This window comes from Novosphingobium pokkalii (assembly GCF_014652855.1).
GTDB classification, from domain to species: Bacteria; Pseudomonadota; Alphaproteobacteria; order Sphingomonadales; family Sphingomonadaceae; genus Novosphingobium; species Novosphingobium pokkalii.
In genome coordinates this window covers 179,725-195,836 of record NZ_BMZP01000008.1, presented here as the reverse complement: position 1 = coordinate 195,836, position 16,112 = coordinate 179,725, and the positions used below count along the sequence as shown (strand labels likewise).

Sequence of the window (16,112 nt, the reverse complement as noted above, 5' to 3'; positions counted from 1 at the left end):
TCATGGCTGACGAAACCAACCTGCAAGGCGATGCCGCTGCCCCCGTCGAACAGACGACCGGTGGCGAGCAGCGCGAAGGTCGCGGTCGCGGTCGTGGCCGTGGCGGCGAGCGTGGCGAACGCGGTGAACGTGGCGGTCGTGGCCGTCGCGACGACCGTCGTGGCCGCAACAACAATGACGAGGAACAGGGTGAGGAGCTGATCGAAAAGCTCGTTCACATCAACCGCGTCTCCAAGACCGTGAAGGGCGGCAAGCGCTTCGGCTTTGCGGCTCTGGTCGTGGTCGGCGATGGCAAGGGCCGCGTTGGCTTCGGTCATGGCAAGGCGCGCGAAGTGCCGGAAGCCATCACCAAGGCCACTGCTTCTGCCAAGAAGAAGATGGTTCGCGTTCCGCTCAAGGAAGGCCGCACCCTTCACCACGACGGCAAGGGCCGTTTCGGTGCCGGCAAGGTCAATGTCCGCTCGGCTCCGGCCGGTACGGGCATCATCGCGGGCGGCCCGATGCGCGCCGTCTTCGAAAGCCTGGGCGTGCACGACGTGGTGACCAAGTCGGTCGGCACCTCGAACCCCTACAACATGATCCGCGCCACCTTCGATGCGTTGCAGGACCAGACTTCGCCGAAGTCTGTTGCCCAGCGTCGCGGCAAGAAGGTCGCTGATCTGCTCGGTCGTGGCGGTGCTTCGCAAGTCGAAGCCGAAGCCGCCGCCGAAGCCATCGCGGAGTAATCGGTCATGGCGAAGATCAAGATCAAGCAGATCGGCTCGCCGATCCGTCGCCCGGAACACCAGAAGAAGATTCTGGTCGGCCTGGGCCTGGGCAAGATGCACCGCGTGGTGGAAGTGGAAGACACTGCCGAAACCCGTGGCGCCATTGCCAAGCTGCCGCACATGGTGGCCGTGATCGACTGATCACAGCCAGCTGAGCCAAGCTTTCAGAAAAGCCCCGCGCGTCTTTTGGATGCGCGGGGCTTTTCGTTTGGGGATGGGGCAGGGGGCGGCGCTTGGACGCACGGGGCAGGGGCTTCGACAAGCTCAGCCCGAACGGAATTCAACGGGTTGCTGCACCCTCCGTTCGCCCTGAGCTTGTCGAAGGGCGTGGGCGCAACGTCTGGCTGGGCCGTTCATGCCAAAGGATTCCGAGTCAATCACCCGCAAGGGGTGACAAGTCCGTTGCAACCCACTAAGGGCGCCTCTTCCTATCAGCGCGACTCAAAGCGAAAGCGAGTGCATCTCATGAAGCTTAACCAGATTTCCGACAATGGCGGCGCCCGCAAGGGCCGCATGCGCGTGGGCCGTGGCATCGGCTCGGGCAAGGGCAAGACCGCTGGCCGTGGCCAGAAGGGTGCCAAGGCGCGTTCGGGCGTTTCGATCAACGGGTTTGAAGGCGGCCAGATGCCGCTGCACATGCGCATCCCGAAGCGCGGCTTCAACAACATCTTCGCCAAGGACTATGCCGAAGTGAACCTCGGCCTGATCCAGAAGATGATCGATGCCGGCAAGCTCGACGTGTCGGGCGTGGTCGATCATGCCGCGCTCAAGGCTGCTGGCTTGGCGCGTGGTGGCAAGCACGGCGTGCGCCTGCTGGCCAAGGGCGAACTGACCGCCAAGGTCAGCTTCAAGGTTGCCGGTGCCTCGAAGGGTGCCGTGGCTGCGGTGGAAAAGCTGGGTGGCGCGGTCGAAGTGACCGTCGTCAAGGCTGCCGCCGAAGCCTGAGACCTTTAATTATCGCGTAAAACGGGCGCAGGGGTTATTGCATCCCTGCGCCCGTCCTATATGGCCCTTGGCGTATTGAACGCACCATATTGACGCGCAGCCCGCCGGGCGGGGCCTGACACATCCGCAAGTCTCTTCGGAACGCGGGCGTCGGCCGGACCGGGCCACAGCAAGGCTTGATATCCGACCATGGCATCCCGCGCCGATAACATCGCCAGCAATCTCAACCTGTCGAACTTCTCGAAGGCGACCGAACTGAAGAACCGCATCTGGTTCACGGTCGGTGCGCTGATCGTGTTCCGCTTCTTGAGCTTCGTTCCGCTGCCCGGCGTGAACCCGCTGATCCTGGAAACGCTCTATAACCAGACGCGCGGCGGGATCCTGGATATTTTCAACGCCTTTTCCGGCGGTTCGCTCCAGCGCATGAGCCTGATCGCGCTTGGCGTGATGCCCTACATCACCGCCTCGATCGTGGTGCAGTTGGCAGCCTCGCTGCATCCCGCACTCGCCGCCCTCAAGAAGGAAGGCGAAAGCGGCCGCAAGAAGCTCAACCAGTATACCCGCTATGGCGCCGTGTTCCTCACCGCCGTGCAGGGCTATGCCATTGCCACGGGTCTTGAGGCCTATGGTGCGTCGAGCGGAATCCAGGCGGTCGTGCTGCCCGGCTTCCTGTTCCGCATCACTGCCGTGATCAGCCTGATCGGCGGCACCATGTTCCTGCTGTGGCTGGGTGAACAGATCACTGCGCGCGGCATTGGCAACGGCACTTCGCTGATCATCATGGCCGGCATCGTGGCGCAGATGCCGAAGTTCGTCGGCAACCTGTTCGAGCAGGGCCGCACCGGCCAGCTCAACGGCTTTGTCATTGCCGGCGTCGTCGCCCTGATTCTGGGTGTCGTCGTGCTGATCTGCTTCTTCGAGCGCGCCACGCGTCGCCTGCTGATCCAGTATCCCAAGCGCGCCACGCAGCGTGGGATGATGGCGGCCGATCGCAGCCACTTGCCGCTCAAGCTCAACACCGCCGGCGTCATTCCGCCGATCTTCGCCAGTTCGCTGCTGCTGCTGCCGCTGACGATCACCCAGTTTGCCGGCAAGTCCATCTCGCCCGACACCACCTGGGGGCAGGTCATCATCGGCCTCAACCAGTATCTGGGCCACGGCAAGCCGCTGTACATGATCCTCTATGCCCTCGGCATCGTGTTCTTCAGCTTCTTCTACACCGCTGTGGTGTTCAATCCGGAAGAAACCGCCGAGAACCTCAAGCGCAACGGCGGCTTCATTCCTGGCATCCGTCCGGGCAAGAACACCGAAAAGTACCTCGATTACGTTCTCACCCGCATCACCGTGCTGGGCGCGGCCTACATCACCTTCGTCTGCGTCGTGCCCGAATGGATCATGTCCGAGACAGGGATGGGCACGCTGTTCTTCGGTGGCACCAGCTTGCTGATTGTGGTCAACGTGACGGTCGATACGATCACCCAGATCCAGTCGCACCTGCTGGCGCACCAGTATGGCGACCTGATCAAGAAGGCCAAGCTGAAGGGCCGCCTGCGCTAAGGCGCGGATGACAAAGAGGGGGACTGCCTAAGTGAATATCATTCTTCTCGGCCCGCCGGGCGCTGGCAAGGGGACGCAGGCGCAGCGCCTGGTCGAACGCCATGGCCTCAAGCAACTGTCCACTGGCGACATGCTGCGCGCCGCCGTCAAGGCGGGTACGCCCGTGGGCCTCAAGGCCAAGGCCGTGATGGAAGCGGGGCAGCTTGTGTCCGACGAGATCGTCTCGGCGCTGATCGGTGACGAGCTCGACGCCATGGGTGCGGGCACCGGCGCGATTTTCGACGGCTATCCCCGCACGGCCGCCCAGGCCGAGTCGCTCGACGCCATTCTCGCCAGCCGCGGCCGCCAGCTCGACCATGTGATCGAGCTGGACGTGAACGAGGACGCGCTGGTCGAGCGGATCACTGGCCGCTACACCTGCGCCACCTGCGGCAAGGGCTATCACGACACGTTCGAGAAGCCGAAGGTCGAAGGCACCTGCGACAAGTGTGGTGGCCATGAATTCAAGCGCCGTCCGGACGACAACGAGGAAACCGTGCGCACGCGCATGGCCGAGTATCGCGCCAAGACCGCGCCGATCCTGCCGATCTACGAAGCGCGCGGCATTGTTGCGCGGGTTGACGGCATGGCCCAGATGGACGCCGTGACGGCATCGATCGAGGCAATTCTGGCCTGACACGCCTGTGCTTCCCGATGACCGGGATGCGGGCCATTGTGACAGCGAAAAGGGGTGCGGCGATGCGATCACGGCTGATGGGCAGAGTCGCGGCACTTCTTTTCGCAGCCGCTGCTGGTGTTTCCATTCGTGCGGTGCCGGCGCAGGCGGAAATCCTGGCGCGCGACGACCGCGGCTTCGTGGTGCGGGAGGTGGTGGAAGTCGGTGCTCCTGCGCCCGAAGTGTGGCGCACGCTGGTCAAGCCGGCCGCCTGGTGGTCCAGCGAACACACCTTTTCTGGCGAAGCGGCGAACCTGACGCTCGATCCTGTTCCCGGCGGCTGTTTTTGTGAGAAGCTGCCGCCGGCCAAACAGGGTGGCGCCGCCGCTGTGTCTGGCGGCGTGCAACATATGCGCGTGGTCTACGTCGAGCCTGGACGGGCCTTGCGCCTCACCGGGGCGCTCGGGCCTCTGCAAAGCGAGGCGCTGCTCGGCGCCATGACCATCACGCTCAAGACCAACGAGCGCGGCACCCGCATCCTCATCGAATATGTCGTGGGCGGCTATATGCGCTATCGCGTGGAGCAGATCGCGCCTGCGGTCGATCGCATGCTCGGGCAGCAGATCGCGCGTCTGGCTGACAAGCTTGGTGGAGCATTGCCTGCGGAAGGGACCGGAGTGCCAGGCGCAGGAGAGGGCGGGGCGACTGCCGCGCCGACCGGCCCGGACGATGGCGACTCCGTCAAGCCCGCGCCTGCCTTGCGCAATGCGCCGCAAGGCCCTTCGCTCGCGCCCGATGGCGCGCCGATCACCGGCCGGCCCATGGGCACGCTGCGGGGGCTGCCGGCCATGCCGCGCGCCCGCACCGCGCCGCCGGTGGTGGCGGATGACGATGGCCTGGACGTGTCGAACAACACCACGCCACCGGCCGCGCCGGTCGCGAGGCCGGCTGCGCCCAAGTCAGCCGTCAAGCCGGCAACTGGCAAGCCGGCGCCTAACAAGCGTGAACCGGCCAAGCCGGCCGTAAAGCCCGCGCCACCAAAGCCGGCGCCGGGCAAGGCCAAGCCATTGCCCCCCGCGCCGGGCGACGAGGCCACCGCGCAGAAGGATGCGCAGGCCGCGTTCGACGCAGCGCTCGGCCAGGACAGTCATCCCTAAATCCGTCATCTGCAACCTGACGATCCGGCTTCGGGTTTTGGTTCCCGGTGGGGGTTATGGTCCAAAGCGCAGGGCGAATCGTGCTTTGCGACGCGGGGCGAGTGGCGTATAAGGGGTTGTCGCCATGGTGGCCCCCGCGATCGGGATGGCCGCACGCTCACCCGTCAGCGCGGTGTGCGTGCCCTTTGTGGTTGACCTTTCCCTGCAAAAAGCCTAAGCGCGCCTTTCACTCGAACGAGAAGGGTCTTTTGAAGTCCGGAGCAAGTGCTTGCGCGGGCTGCAATCTGGCGTTTTTCGGTGGGTGTTGTCGCGATGAGATAGGGTGCCAAATTCGATTCGGTGCCCTGTGGAGCAAACGGAGAAACAAGTGGCTCGTATTGCCGGGGTCAATATCCCCACCAACAAGCGCGTGATCGTGGCGCTGACCTACATTCATGGCATTGGCTCGTTCAAGGCCCGCCAGATTGCCGACAAGCTCGGTATCGATCACGCTCGCCGCGTGCAGGATCTGTCGGACGCCGAAGTGCTCCAGATCCGTGAAACGATCGACGCGGAACACACCGTGGAAGGCGATCTGCGTCGCGAAACCGCGATGAACATCAAGCGCCTGATGGACCTGGCCTGCTATCGCGGCCTGCGTCACCGCAAGGGTCTGCCGGTTCGCGGTCAGCGCACGCACACCAATGCGCGCACCCGCAAGGGCAAGGCCAAGCCGATCGCCGGCAAGAAGAAGTAAGATCAGCCTTTCAGGCTAGATCTTTCCAACGGTTTCTCGACAGGAATTCAACACATGGCACGCGAACCCCAGCGCATTAAGCGCCGCGAGCGCAAGAACATCACCAGCGGTGTTGCGCACGTGAACGCCAGCTTCAACAACACCATGATCACCATCACCGATGCCCAGGGCAACGCCATCTCGTGGTCGTCTGCCGGCATGATGGGCTTCAAGGGCAGCCGCAAGTCGACCCCCTACGCCGCTCAGGTGGCTGCGGACGACGCCGGCAAGAAGGCCGCCGAACACGGCGTGCGCACCCTGGAAGTGGAAGTGAAGGGCCCGGGTTCGGGTCGTGAAAGCGCTCTGCGCGCCCTTCAGGCGGTCGGCTTCACCATCACCGCCATCCGCGATGTGACCCCGATCCCGCACAACGGCGTGCGTCCCTCCAAGCGCCGTCGCGTCTGACCTGCCTTTTGGCGAGTGGCGCGCGAGGTACCACGCGCGCCACACCCGCCCAATATCTTGACCGGTTGCGGCGACCTTCTGGCCGACTTCCGGCGCTCTCGAAAAACCCTAGGGGAATTCCATGACTGTCAACATCAAGAACTGGCAGGAACTGAAGAAGCCCAACACTCTCGAAATCAAGCCCGGCCACGATCCGAAGCGTCGCGCGACTTTCGTTGCCGAACCGCTTGAGCGTGGCTTTGGTCTTACCCTCGGCAATGCGCTGCGCCGGGTGCTGCTCTCTTCGCTTCAGGGGGCTGCGGTCACGTCGATCAAGATCGAGAACGTGCTGCACGAATTCTCGTCGCTTGCGGGCGTGCGTGAAGACGTCACGGACATCGTCCTCAACGTCAAGCAGATCGCGCTCAAGATGCAGGGCGAAGGCCCCAAGCGTCTTCAGCTTTCCGCGATCGGGCCGGGCGAAGTCAAGGCCGGCGACATCGCCGTGACCGGTGACATCGAGGTGATGAACAAGGACCTGGTGATCTGCCACCTGGATGAAGGCGCGACCTTCAACATGGAACTCACCTGCGACACCGGCAAGGGCTATGTCCCGGCCGTGTCGAACCGTCCGGTGGATGCGCCGATCGGCCTGATCCCCGTCGACTCGCTCTATTCGCCCGTGCGCCAGGTGTCGTACAAGGTCGACAACGCGCGTATCGGCCAGGAGCTTGACTACGACAAGCTGAGCCTCTCGGTCGAAACCGATGGCACCGTCACCCCCGAAGACGCCGTGGCCTATGCCGCGCGCATCCTTCAGGACCAGCTTGCCCTGTTCGTCCACTTCGACGACCAGGTGCCGACCGGCCACGTGCCGTCGCTCGCCGGCGTTGCCGCGCATGCGCCGGAAGAAAGCGATGCCAACCAGCTCAACCGCTACCTTCTCAAGAAGGTGGACGAGCTGGAACTGTCGGTGCGTTCGGCGAACTGCCTGAAGAACGACAACATCATCTACATTGGCGACCTGGTCCAGAAGACCGAGGCCGAGATGCTCCGCACGCCGAACTTCGGGCGCAAGTCGCTCAACGAGATCAAGGAAGTGCTCTCGTCGATGGGCCTGCGCCTCGGCATGGACATCCCTGGCTGGCCGCCGGAAAACATCGAGGAAATGGCCAAGAAGCTCGAGCAGGAACTGCTCGGCTGATTGGGTGGGCAGGGCCGAGACGGAACGCTTTCCGTGTCGGCCTGGCCGCAGCACAGCGCTGCAACCTCGTGCACAAGGGAACGGGCTGCCCCTCAAGTCGGCCTGGATCGGGGTACCTCATACGGCCCCCCTACAAACGGAGAATGAGTTATGCGTCACAAGCTGGGCCAGCGTAAGCTGGGTCGTACCTCGTCGCACCGTATTGCGTTGCTGCGCAATCTGGCGGCCGCGCTGATCAAGCACGAGCAGATCACCACCACGCTGCCCAAGGCGAAGGAACTGCGTCCCTACGTCGAAAAGCTGATCACGCTGGCCAAGCACGGTGGCCTGTCGAACCGCCGCCTCGCCCACGCCCGTCTGCTCGATGAAGCGCAGGAAAAGAAGCTGTTCGAAGTTCTGGCCGCGCGCTACGCCGACCGTGAAGGTGGCTACACTCGCATCATCAAGGCCGGTTACCGCGCTTCGGACGCCGCTCCGATCGCCGTGATCGAACTGGTGGACCGCGACGTGGCTGCCAAGGGCCAGGACTCGGGTCCGGTCCTGACGGCCGACGAAGACGAACTCGAAAACGCCTGATCGGTCGGGGCGTGATGCCCCAATCTCAAGCGAACCGGATGACGGGCGGAGCCACCAGGCTTCGCCCGTTTTTCGTTGTGGTACTGGTGCTTGCTGCCTAGATATGGCGCATGATCCTGTGGCGTCTGGTTCGGGCCGGTGAGCATGCGTTGGATGGGGCAGGGGCGTTTCGCTTTGGCGGCCGCTATTGTTCGCCGGGCCATCGTATCGTCCATTTCGCCAGCGAGGCCGGTCTCGCCGTGCTGGTGCAGATGCGCTACCTGCCCGAGCCAGTGTCCGGCTGCACAGAGCCATTCGACTTGGGCTGGACGTCCGCTGACGAAGCCGTCCACCGCCTGCCCGATGGGTTGGACCGTGAGTCCACGATCGCGTTCGTCGATGCCTGGGCGCAGCAGCGGCAATCCCTCCTCCTGGCGATCCGCTCGGCCGTGTTGCCCGAGGCAGACGTGATCCTGATGAACGCCGCGCATCCCGCCGCCGCTGCGGTTCCGCCGCTGGTGGTGCGTCCGTTCCGGTTCGATGCCTGCCTCCATCGTCCGCCGATGCTGGACCAGTATTCCTGATCTTTTCAAACGCTGTTGCGCTCCTGCCCAGCGGCGTTAGTTTCCCCGGCAACCACTGCTTCGTTTCCCCGCCCTGTCAGGATTGCTGCGATGAAGAACCGCCTTTGGCTGGCCGCCCCGCTTGCGCTGGTTGTTGCCACCTCTGCCTTTGCCCCATCCGCTTCAGCCAAGGAAACGGCCATGCCCGCCCTGCCGCCCTATCCCGCCAGCCCGCAAGTGCCGCTGGTGGAAGATCATTTCGGCCAGAAGGTGTCCGATCCGTGGCGCTGGCTTGAGGCGGATGTGCGCACAGACGCCAGGGTTGCCGCCTGGGTCCAGGCGCAGAGCGCCTATACCGCTGCCTATCTCAAGCAGTTGCCGGAACGGCCTGCGCTGGAAAAGCGGATGAAGGCGCTGATCGACTACGAACGCTTCGGCCTGCCGGTGCGGCGCGGGGCCAATCTGTTCTACACCTGGAACAGCGGGCTGATGAACCAGTCGCAACTGTTGGTGCGCCCGGCGGACGCGGCCGTGGGCACCAAGGGGCGCGTGCTGCTCGATCCCAACACCTGGGCCAAGGACGGCGCCACCGCGCTCGATGCCTGGGCACCGTCGGACGACGGGCGCCTGCTGGCCTATTCGGTGCAGGATGGCGGTTCCGATTGGCGCACGGTGAAATTCGCCACCGTGGCTGATGGCAAGCCACTGGCCGATGAGCTCAAGTGGGTGAAGTTTTCCGGCCTCGCATGGCTGGGCAACGACGCCGTGCTCTATTCGCGCTTCGCCGAGCCCAAGCCGGGCCAGGCATTCCAGGCGTTGAACTACAACCAGACGGTGTGGTTGCATCATCTGGGCACGCCGCAAAGCGCGGACCAGATGGTCTTCGCCACGCCGGACCTGCCCAAGCGCGGCCACGGCGCCAGCGTCTCCAGCGACGGGCGCTGGGTGGTGATCAGCAGCAGCGAGGGCACCGATCCGGTCAACACGGTGCACGTCGCCCGCGTCAGCGATGGCAAGATCGGCCCGGTGGTCGCGCTGGTGCCCGACCTCAAGGCGCAGTGGGACTTCGTCGATGGGGTGGGCGATCAGCTCTGGTTCGTTTCAGGCGAAGGCGCGCCGCTCAAGAAGATCGTGCGGGTGGATCTGTCTGGCGCGGCGCCCAGGTTCGATACCGTGGTGCCTGAAAGCAAGGACAACCTGGAATCGGTCGGCATTGCCGGCAACCGCCTGTTTGCCAGCTACATCCACGATGCCAAGAGCCAGGTGCTGGCCTTCGCGCTGGATGGCACCCCCGCCGGGACCGTGGCCCTGCCGGGCATTGGCAGCGCATCGGGCCTGAGCGGCCGTCCCGGCGATCCGAATGCCTACTTGGCGTTCAGCAGCTTCACCCAGCCGTCTACCGTGCTCAAGATCGATCCCACCACGGCGCAGACCACGCCGTGGGAGCCGGTGCACCTGACGTTCAACCCTGACGATTTCCGCGTCGAGCAGGTGTTCTATGCCAGCAAAGATGGCACCCGGGTGCCGATGTTCATCGTGCGGCGCAAGGATGCCAAAGGGCCGCTGCCCACGCTGCTCTATGGCTATGGCGGGTTCAATATTGCGCTGACCCCGTGGTTTTCGGCCGGGTTCATGACCTGGATCGACAGCGGCGGCGCCTTTGCCCTGGCCAACTTGCGCGGTGGCGGCGAATATGGCGATGCCTGGCACGATGCCGGCCGGCGCGACAAGAAACAGAACGTGTTCGACGATTTCATTGCCGCGGGCGAATGGCTGATCGCCCATGGCGTGACGCCGCGCCATGGCCTGGCCATCGAGGGGGGATCGAATGGCGGCCTGCTGGTCGGCGCGGTCACCAACCAGCGGCCGGATCTGTTTGCCGCGGCCAGCCCGGCCGTCGGCGTGATGGACATGCTGCGGTTCGATCAGTTCACCGCCGGCCGCTATTGGGTGGATGACTATGGCTATCCGGAAAAGGAAGCGGATTGGCGCGTGCTGCGCACCTATTCGCCCTATCACAATATCCGCTCCGGCGTGGACTATCCGGCCATCCTGGTGACCACGGCCGATACCGACGATCGTGTCGTTCCCGGCCACAGCTTCAAGTATACGGCGGCGCTTCAGACCGCCCAGATCGGCCCCAAGCCCCACCTGATCCGCATCGAGACGCGCGCCGGTCATGGCTCGGGCAAACCGATCGACAAGCAGATCGAGGAAACCGCCGACGTGCAGGCATTCCTTGCCCATTTTACCGGGCTGAAACCGCGCCCGTGAACCGCCGTCTCTCTGGCGCCGGCCCGGCGCCGGTGCTAGACAATGGCGGATAATGGAACGGTTCGGGACAGGATGGCGCAAGGCTTTGCAGGCCACGACGCTGCTGGCGGCGCTGGCTCTGGGTGAGCCGGCGCTGGCCACGGCCGTGCCGGCGGCATCGCCGGATGCGGCGAGTGAAGGCGCGGTCGACGTCGTGCGGGGCGAGCACGCGGGCTCGGCTGTCCCTGCTGATCTCATCTCGGCGATCGCACCGGCCCCGGCGCCGCGCAACAGCCTGATCCTGCCCCGCGCGCTCTATCCGCTGGCCCGCCGCGATGGCGTGGTGGACAAGCCGTTTGGCCAGGCGGTGGCCGATCCCTGGCGCTGGCTCGAGGCCGACTTGCGCACCAGCCCGGACGTGGCCGACTGGGTTGGCCGGGAAAGCCGGCTGACGGCCGGGTTTCTCAAGGCCCTGCCAGGCCGCGACGGCTTTGCCGCGCGCATCCGCAGCCTGTTCGATTACCCGCGCGTGTCGCTGCCGCGCAAGGCCGGGCACAGCTATTTCTATTTGCGCAACACCGGCTTGCAGAACCAGTCCGTGCTCTATGTGCAGGATGGGGCAAGCGCAACGCCGCGCCCGCTGATCGATCCCAACACCTGGTCGGCCGATGGCAGCCAGGCGCTCGACCTGTGGGTGCCTTCGCGCAGCGGGCGCTATCTCGCCTTTGGTCGCCAGCGCGACGGTAGCGATTGGCGCACGCTGGGCGTGGTCGATGCGCGCAGCGGCCGGGTGCTGGAGGACTCGCTGTCCTGGGCCAATGACACGCTGATTGGCTGGCTGGGCGACGAAGGCTTTCTCTATTCGCGCTATCCCGCGCCGGCGCAAGGCGAAGCCTATCGCGCCGTGCTCAGCGGCAAGGCAGTGTGGTTTCATCGCGTCGGCACGCCGCAAGCGGCTGACGAACTGGTCTATGCCACGCCCGATCACCCGCAATGGGGGCACAAGGCTTTCGTCACGTCCGATGGCCGCTGGGCGGCGATCACCACCGAGACCAGCACCGATGCCCGCCGCATGGTCCACCTGGTGGATTTGCGCGGCGAGGACTGGCGGCGCGGCGCGTGGCGGGTGCTGCCGCTCGTCACCGATTTCGACCATGAGTGGAAAGCGATCGAGGGGCTGGGTGACCGCCTGTGGTTCATCACCAATGCCGGTGCGCCCAATGGCATGGTCGTCCAGCTCGATCTGGCAGCAGGCACGCCGCGCTGGCGCGTGGTGGTGCCCGAACGCAGCCAGACCCTGGCGGCGGGGAACATCGTCGGTGATCGCCTGATCCTGTCGTATCAACACGATGGCGCGACGACAGCGGTGGTGACCGACTTGCGCGGCAAGCCGGCGCGGGCGATCACGCTCAATGGCATCGGCGTGGCTTCCGGCTTTGCCGGGCGCCCGGGTGACAGCGAGACGTTCTATCAGTTTTCCAGCTTCAACCTGCCGCCCACGATCTTCCGCCTCGACCTCAAGACAGGCGCGGCCACGCCGTTTGCCCAGCCGCGCCTGTCGTTCGATCCGGATGACTATGTGGTGGAGCAGCGGCGCTATCGGTCCAAGGACGGTACGATGGTGCCGCTCTACCTGGTGCGCAGCCGCCGCGCGGCGCTGGCGAGCCAGCCGCTGCCCACGCTGCTTTATGGCTATGGCGGATTTGACGTGGCGCTCACCCCGGGGTGGTCGCCAGTGCGCATGGCGTGGATCGCGGCGGGTGGCGCCTTTGCCCTCGCCAACATTCGCGGTGGTGGCGAATTCGGGCAGGCCTGGCACGACGGCGGGCGCCTGGCCGCCAAGCAGAACAGCTTCGACGATTTCATCGCGGCGGGCGAATATCTCATCGCGCAGGGGATCACGCCCAAGGGCGGCCTGGCCATCCAGGGCAGTTCCAACGGCGGGCTGCTGGTGGGCGCCGTGGTCAATCAGCGGCCAGACCTGTTCGCTGCGGCGAACCCCGACGTGGGCGTGATGGACATGCTGCGTTTCGATCGGTTCACCGCCGGCCGGTTCTGGATGGACGATTACGGCGATCCCGCCCGCGCGGCCGATTGGCAGGTGCTGCGCGCCTATTCGCCTTATCACAACATCCGCGATGGCGTGCGCTATCCCGCCATCCTGGTCACCACCGCCGATACCGACGACCGCGTGGTACCCGCGCACAGCTTCAAATATGTCGCCGCGCTCCAGGCTGCCGACATCGGCCCGCTGCCGCATCTGCTGCGGGTGGAGCAGGGCGCGGGCCATGGCGGCGGCAAGAGCGTGGACAAGGTGATTGCCGGCGGGGCCGATGTGCTGGCCTTCCTCGCGGCCTACACCGGCCTTGTCCCACTGGCGCCAGCGCCATAGTTCCCCTTGCAGCGGGGGCAGCGGCTGACTATCCGCAAACGCGGGACCACCAACGGGATCGACCACAATGACCATGTTCGATGATCGCGAGCGCGCGTTCGAAGCCAAGTTCGCCCACGACGAGGAAATGCTGTTCCGCGTGCACGCCCGCCGCAACCGGCTGCTGGGGCAGTGGGCGGCCGAACGCATGAAGCTGACCCAGGCCGAGGCGGAAGCCTATGCCAAGTCGGTGGTCCATACCGATTTCGAGGAAGCCGGTGACGAAGACGTGGTGCGCAAGCTGCTGGGCGATCTGATCGCGGCGGGCGTGGACGTGAACGAGGATGAAATCCGCACCGCGCTTGATGCCAAGGCGATCGAGGCGCGCCGCCAGTTGATGGGTGAAGTCTGATGGCCATGGCCGCTGCCGAAATCGAGGCGATGATCCGCGCCGCACTGCCCGATGCCGAGGTGACGATCACCGACCTGGCGGGTGACGGCGATCACTATGCCGCCCACGTGGTTTCCCCCGCTTTTGCCGGCATGAACCGCGTGGCCCAACACAAGGCGGTCTATGCCGCGCTCGGCGGGCGCATGGGCGGCGTGCTTCATGCCTTGCAACTGACCACGGCTGCCCCCAAATAAGGGCGCGAAAGGAACCGATCCCACCATGTCTACCGAGCAGCGCATCGACGAAATCGTCAAGGGCAACGACGTTGTCCTGTTCATGAAGGGCACGCCGCTGTTCCCGCAGTGCGGGTTCTCCAGCCGCGCCGTGGCGATCCTCGAACGTCTCGGCGTCGAATACGCCAGCGTTGATGTCTTGCAGGACATGGAAATCCGCCAGGGCATCAAGAGCTATTCGGATTGGCCGACCATCCCCCAGCTTTACGTGAAGGGCGAATTTGTCGGCGGTTCGGACATCATGATGGAAATGTACGAAGCGGGCGAACTGGCCCAGCTCATGGAAGAGGCAGAGGTCAAGCCGGCCTGATTGCCGCCCCGGCACGCCGTTGCCGGGTGAGTCCGTCGATCAACGCGGTTTCCCAGGCTGGGAGGCCGCGTTTTTTTTGTGATTTTCCAGTGTGAAGAACCCCGGGGGAGGCGGAGCCGGGGAGACTTGGGGGTTGCCGGCTCCGCCTCACGAAGAAGAAGTCTTCGGGGTATCGGCCCCAATGCATGCTCCGTGCCAACTTTCCAAAGTGCCGTGATTCCGGCTTGTGACGGCAAGCCTGCAAGCGTCCTGGCGCGGTAATTGTAAAATTCCTCGACGCTTTTGCACCATGGCCAGCCTGTGCCGGTGGACACTTGGCAAGGGCCGCGCGCCACCGCATGGTGTGGGGATGAATGAAAGCCTGTCTCCATCCCAGCCGACCGACGCGATCACCGGTGAGCCGGCGGCGACGCTGATCGTGTTCCGCCGCGCGCCGGATGGGGGCGCGGCGCAAGTCCTGCTGGTCGAGCGATCCGCGCAACTACGCTTTGCGGGCGGGGCCACAGTCTTTCCGGGTGGCAAGGTAGACCCGGCAGACCGGGCGCTCGTGGACGCACGACCGCACTGGGCACCGGGGCTCGACCCGGACGATGCCGCCGCGCGGGTGGCGGCGCTGCGCGAGACTCTTGAGGAAACCGGCCTGCTCGTGGGCCTGGCGCCGGTGCGGGCAGATGCCGCACCGCGCGATGCACGGCGCGCGGCCGAAGCGCGCCGCATGCTGGCGGATATCGGGGATCTGGCGCCGGTGCTGGATCACTTTGGCTGGCAGGTCGATCCGGCGGCACTGGTCCCCTGGGCACGGTGGTGGCCGCAAGGCAAGCCGGGGCGGGTGTTCGACACGCGATTCTATCTCGCCAATCTTGGCAGCGGACAGGTGGACCTGGCCGTGGATCATACCGAGAATTGCCATCTGTTCTGGGCCAGTGCGCGCGATGCCCTGGCTGCCGCTGCGCGCGAGGAACTGCACATCATCTTTCCCACGCGGCGCAACCTTGAACGTCTCGCGCTCTTCGCCGATTTTGCCGACGCGGCCGCCCATGCCGCCGCTTTTCCGGTGCGACCGATCGTGCCGCAAACCGTGGTGCGAGAAGGGCAGCCCTGGCTATCCATCCCCGACGGGCATGGCTATCCCGTGCTGGGTGAACCGCTGGCCCAGGCAAGGCGCGCCTGACCGGCCGGCGGGGCACTTGCATCCACATCCGAGAATATCCGACCGGTGCAGATAGCCATATCGGATAAGCAAAGATCCTGAGTGCAATACGTAGGGTTCCCGATGCCCAGCCGCAGCCGACGGTAAGCGCAGCCCGATAAACAACAGGCGGAGGTGCTGCCCCATGCCCGTTGCCCAGCCACGCCACAGCTTCTCGCCAGATGTCCCGCCCGCGCTCGAAACGCCGGTGCCGCGCCTCGCTTCGGGTGACGAAGAGCCTGTTTTTTCACCGGTTCATGCGTTGCAGCAAGAACTGTTGCCACTGGCCGACGCTTCGCCAAAACCCGTCGATGCCCTCTATCCGCTATGGCTGCGCGTGGCAATCATCGGGGGATCGTCGGCCTTGGCATGGGGCGTGATCATCTGGGGTGTCTTGCGCCTGGGCTAAGCGATTCGCTGCGCGAGCGTCAGCTAACGAACCATCTCGGCTGTATCGCTCGCTGACGGCATTACGGGCCTGTTCCTATCATTCCCTCACATTGGCGCCGGACAGACGGTGCCACCCGATGTGGGGGCCAGATCAGGTGAATCATCAGCATAACGTCGCTGCGCGGACCGACGCGGTCCGGAACGGGCCGATCGGAGCGCCCGGTGTGCCATGGAATGGCCCGGTTCTGGCTGCGTCCACCGATATTTCCGTGGCATCGCGCCGGGTCGGTGGGCGATGGCGGCATCCGCAATTGGATTCACACGCCGCACGGGCGGAGCGCTGGATCCGGGTC

18 protein-coding genes are annotated in these 16,112 nt (G+C 65.1%); all 18 read left to right on the top strand.

From position 1 onward, the window contains the following. The first annotated feature begins 2 nt into the window (after window positions 1–2). Window positions 3–725 (top strand): 30S ribosomal protein S5, encoded by a 723-nt coding sequence (gene rpsE / locus IE191_RS10940; RefSeq protein WP_191324398.1) that lies wholly within the window; start codon window positions 3–5, stop codon window positions 723–725. Window positions 726–731: 6 nt separating this feature from the next. Continuing rightward, window positions 732–908 (top strand): 50S ribosomal protein L30, encoded by a 177-nt coding sequence (gene rpmD, locus IE191_RS10935; RefSeq protein WP_191324397.1) that lies wholly within the window; start codon window positions 732–734, stop codon window positions 906–908. Between the two features lie 324 nt (window positions 909–1,232). Continuing rightward, entirely contained in the window at window positions 1,233–1,712 is a 480-nt protein-coding gene (gene rplO / locus IE191_RS10930; protein ID WP_191324396.1) for a 50S ribosomal protein L15, read from the top strand. Window positions 1,713–1,901: 189 nt separating this feature from the next. Then, entirely contained in the window at window positions 1,902–3,269 is a 1,368-nt protein-coding gene (gene secY, locus IE191_RS10925; protein WP_191324395.1) for a preprotein translocase subunit SecY, read from the top strand. Window positions 3,270–3,300: 31 nt separating this feature from the next. Next, complete coding sequence (locus IE191_RS10920) at window positions 3,301–3,945, top strand: adenylate kinase (protein ID WP_191324394.1); 645 nt, start codon at window positions 3,301–3,303, stop codon at window positions 3,943–3,945. Between the two features lie 77 nt (window positions 3,946–4,022). After that, a complete protein-coding gene (locus IE191_RS10915; RefSeq protein ID WP_229815251.1) occupies window positions 4,023–5,081 on the top strand; it encodes an SRPBCC family protein in 1,059 nt (352 codons plus the stop codon). 367 nt (window positions 5,082–5,448) lie between these two features. Further along, window positions 5,449–5,817: a 30S ribosomal protein S13 gene (rpsM, locus tag IE191_RS10910; protein ID WP_191324392.1), complete on the top strand. Its 369-nt coding sequence runs from the start codon at window positions 5,449–5,451 to the stop codon at window positions 5,815–5,817. 54 nt (window positions 5,818–5,871) lie between these two features. Next, window positions 5,872–6,261, top strand: a complete 390-nt coding sequence (gene rpsK / locus IE191_RS10905) for a 30S ribosomal protein S11 (RefSeq protein WP_008065643.1) — start codon at window positions 5,872–5,874, stop codon at window positions 6,259–6,261. 121 nt (window positions 6,262–6,382) lie between these two features. After that, window positions 6,383–7,444 carry a DNA-directed RNA polymerase subunit alpha gene (locus IE191_RS10900; RefSeq protein ID WP_191324391.1) on the top strand — a complete coding sequence of 354 codons (1,062 nt, stop codon included), beginning with the start codon at window positions 6,383–6,385 and terminating at the stop codon, window positions 7,442–7,444. Window positions 7,445–7,594: 150 nt separating this feature from the next. Continuing rightward, window positions 7,595–8,020, top strand: coding sequence for a 50S ribosomal protein L17 (gene rplQ / locus IE191_RS10895; RefSeq protein WP_191324390.1), 426 nt, complete (start codon window positions 7,595–7,597; stop codon window positions 8,018–8,020). A gap of 110 nt (window positions 8,021–8,130) precedes the next feature. Then, window positions 8,131–8,583, top strand: a complete 453-nt coding sequence (locus tag IE191_RS10890) for an RES family NAD+ phosphorylase (protein WP_191324389.1) — start codon at window positions 8,131–8,133, stop codon at window positions 8,581–8,583. A 90-nt stretch (window positions 8,584–8,673) separates the two neighbouring features. Beyond that, window positions 8,674–10,836: a prolyl oligopeptidase family serine peptidase gene (locus IE191_RS10885; protein WP_191324388.1), complete on the top strand. Its 2,163-nt coding sequence runs from the start codon at window positions 8,674–8,676 to the stop codon at window positions 10,834–10,836. A gap of 52 nt (window positions 10,837–10,888) precedes the next feature. Further along, the gene (locus IE191_RS10880; protein ID WP_191324387.1) at window positions 10,889–13,207 is read left to right on the top strand and encodes a prolyl oligopeptidase family serine peptidase; all 2,319 of its coding nucleotides are present in this window, start codon (window positions 10,889–10,891) and stop codon (window positions 13,205–13,207) included. A gap of 67 nt (window positions 13,208–13,274) precedes the next feature. Beyond that, window positions 13,275–13,598 (top strand): DUF1476 domain-containing protein, encoded by a 324-nt coding sequence (locus tag IE191_RS10875; protein ID WP_191324386.1) that lies wholly within the window; start codon window positions 13,275–13,277, stop codon window positions 13,596–13,598. Beyond that, window positions 13,598–13,831 carry a BolA/IbaG family iron-sulfur metabolism protein gene (locus IE191_RS10870; RefSeq protein WP_191324385.1) on the top strand — a complete coding sequence of 78 codons (234 nt, stop codon included), beginning with the start codon at window positions 13,598–13,600 and terminating at the stop codon, window positions 13,829–13,831. Before IE191_RS10875 ends, IE191_RS10870 begins: the two co-directional genes overlap by 1 nt. Before the next feature lie 25 nt (window positions 13,832–13,856). Next, window positions 13,857–14,180, top strand: coding sequence for a Grx4 family monothiol glutaredoxin (gene grxD / locus IE191_RS10865; protein ID WP_191324384.1), 324 nt, complete (start codon window positions 13,857–13,859; stop codon window positions 14,178–14,180). A 349-nt stretch (window positions 14,181–14,529) separates the two neighbouring features. Continuing rightward, window positions 14,530–15,351 carry an NUDIX domain-containing protein gene (locus tag IE191_RS10860; protein WP_191324383.1) on the top strand — a complete coding sequence of 274 codons (822 nt, stop codon included), beginning with the start codon at window positions 14,530–14,532 and terminating at the stop codon, window positions 15,349–15,351. Between the two features lie 163 nt (window positions 15,352–15,514). Continuing rightward, window positions 15,515–15,778 carry a hypothetical protein gene (locus IE191_RS10855; protein ID WP_191324382.1) on the top strand — a complete coding sequence of 88 codons (264 nt, stop codon included), beginning with the start codon at window positions 15,515–15,517 and terminating at the stop codon, window positions 15,776–15,778. Window positions 15,779–16,112: the final 334 nt, after the last annotated feature.

What these genes read in the sequence shown, in the direction of transcription:
- rpsE (WP_191324398.1), top strand. Translation starts at nt 3, where the DNA reads ATGGCTGACGAAACCAACCTGCAAGGCGATGCCGCTGCCCCCGTCGAA.
- rpmD (WP_191324397.1), top strand. Translation starts at nt 732, where the DNA reads ATGGCGAAGATCAAGATCAAGCAGATCGGCTCGCCGATCCGTCGCCCG.
- rplO (WP_191324396.1), top strand. Translation starts at nt 1,233, where the DNA reads ATGAAGCTTAACCAGATTTCCGACAATGGCGGCGCCCGCAAGGGCCGC.
- secY (WP_191324395.1), top strand. Translation starts at nt 1,902, where the DNA reads ATGGCATCCCGCGCCGATAACATCGCCAGCAATCTCAACCTGTCGAAC.
- IE191_RS10915 (WP_229815251.1), top strand. Translation starts at nt 4,023, where the DNA reads ATGGGCAGAGTCGCGGCACTTCTTTTCGCAGCCGCTGCTGGTGTTTCC.
- rpsK (WP_008065643.1), top strand. Translation starts at nt 5,872, where the DNA reads ATGGCACGCGAACCCCAGCGCATTAAGCGCCGCGAGCGCAAGAACATC.
- IE191_RS10900 (WP_191324391.1), top strand. Translation starts at nt 6,383, where the DNA reads ATGACTGTCAACATCAAGAACTGGCAGGAACTGAAGAAGCCCAACACT.
- rplQ (WP_191324390.1), top strand. Translation starts at nt 7,595, where the DNA reads ATGCGTCACAAGCTGGGCCAGCGTAAGCTGGGTCGTACCTCGTCGCAC.
- IE191_RS10890 (WP_191324389.1), top strand. Translation starts at nt 8,131, where the DNA reads ATGATCCTGTGGCGTCTGGTTCGGGCCGGTGAGCATGCGTTGGATGGG.
- IE191_RS10885 (WP_191324388.1), top strand. Translation starts at nt 8,674, where the DNA reads ATGAAGAACCGCCTTTGGCTGGCCGCCCCGCTTGCGCTGGTTGTTGCC.
- IE191_RS10880 (WP_191324387.1), top strand. Translation starts at nt 10,889, where the DNA reads ATGGAACGGTTCGGGACAGGATGGCGCAAGGCTTTGCAGGCCACGACG.
- IE191_RS10875 (WP_191324386.1), top strand. Translation starts at nt 13,275, where the DNA reads ATGACCATGTTCGATGATCGCGAGCGCGCGTTCGAAGCCAAGTTCGCC.
- IE191_RS10870 (WP_191324385.1), top strand. Translation starts at nt 13,598, where the DNA reads ATGGCCATGGCCGCTGCCGAAATCGAGGCGATGATCCGCGCCGCACTG.
- grxD (WP_191324384.1), top strand. Translation starts at nt 13,857, where the DNA reads ATGTCTACCGAGCAGCGCATCGACGAAATCGTCAAGGGCAACGACGTT.
- IE191_RS10860 (WP_191324383.1), top strand. Translation starts at nt 14,530, where the DNA reads ATGAATGAAAGCCTGTCTCCATCCCAGCCGACCGACGCGATCACCGGT.
- IE191_RS10855 (WP_191324382.1), top strand. Translation starts at nt 15,515, where the DNA reads ATGCCCGTTGCCCAGCCACGCCACAGCTTCTCGCCAGATGTCCCGCCC.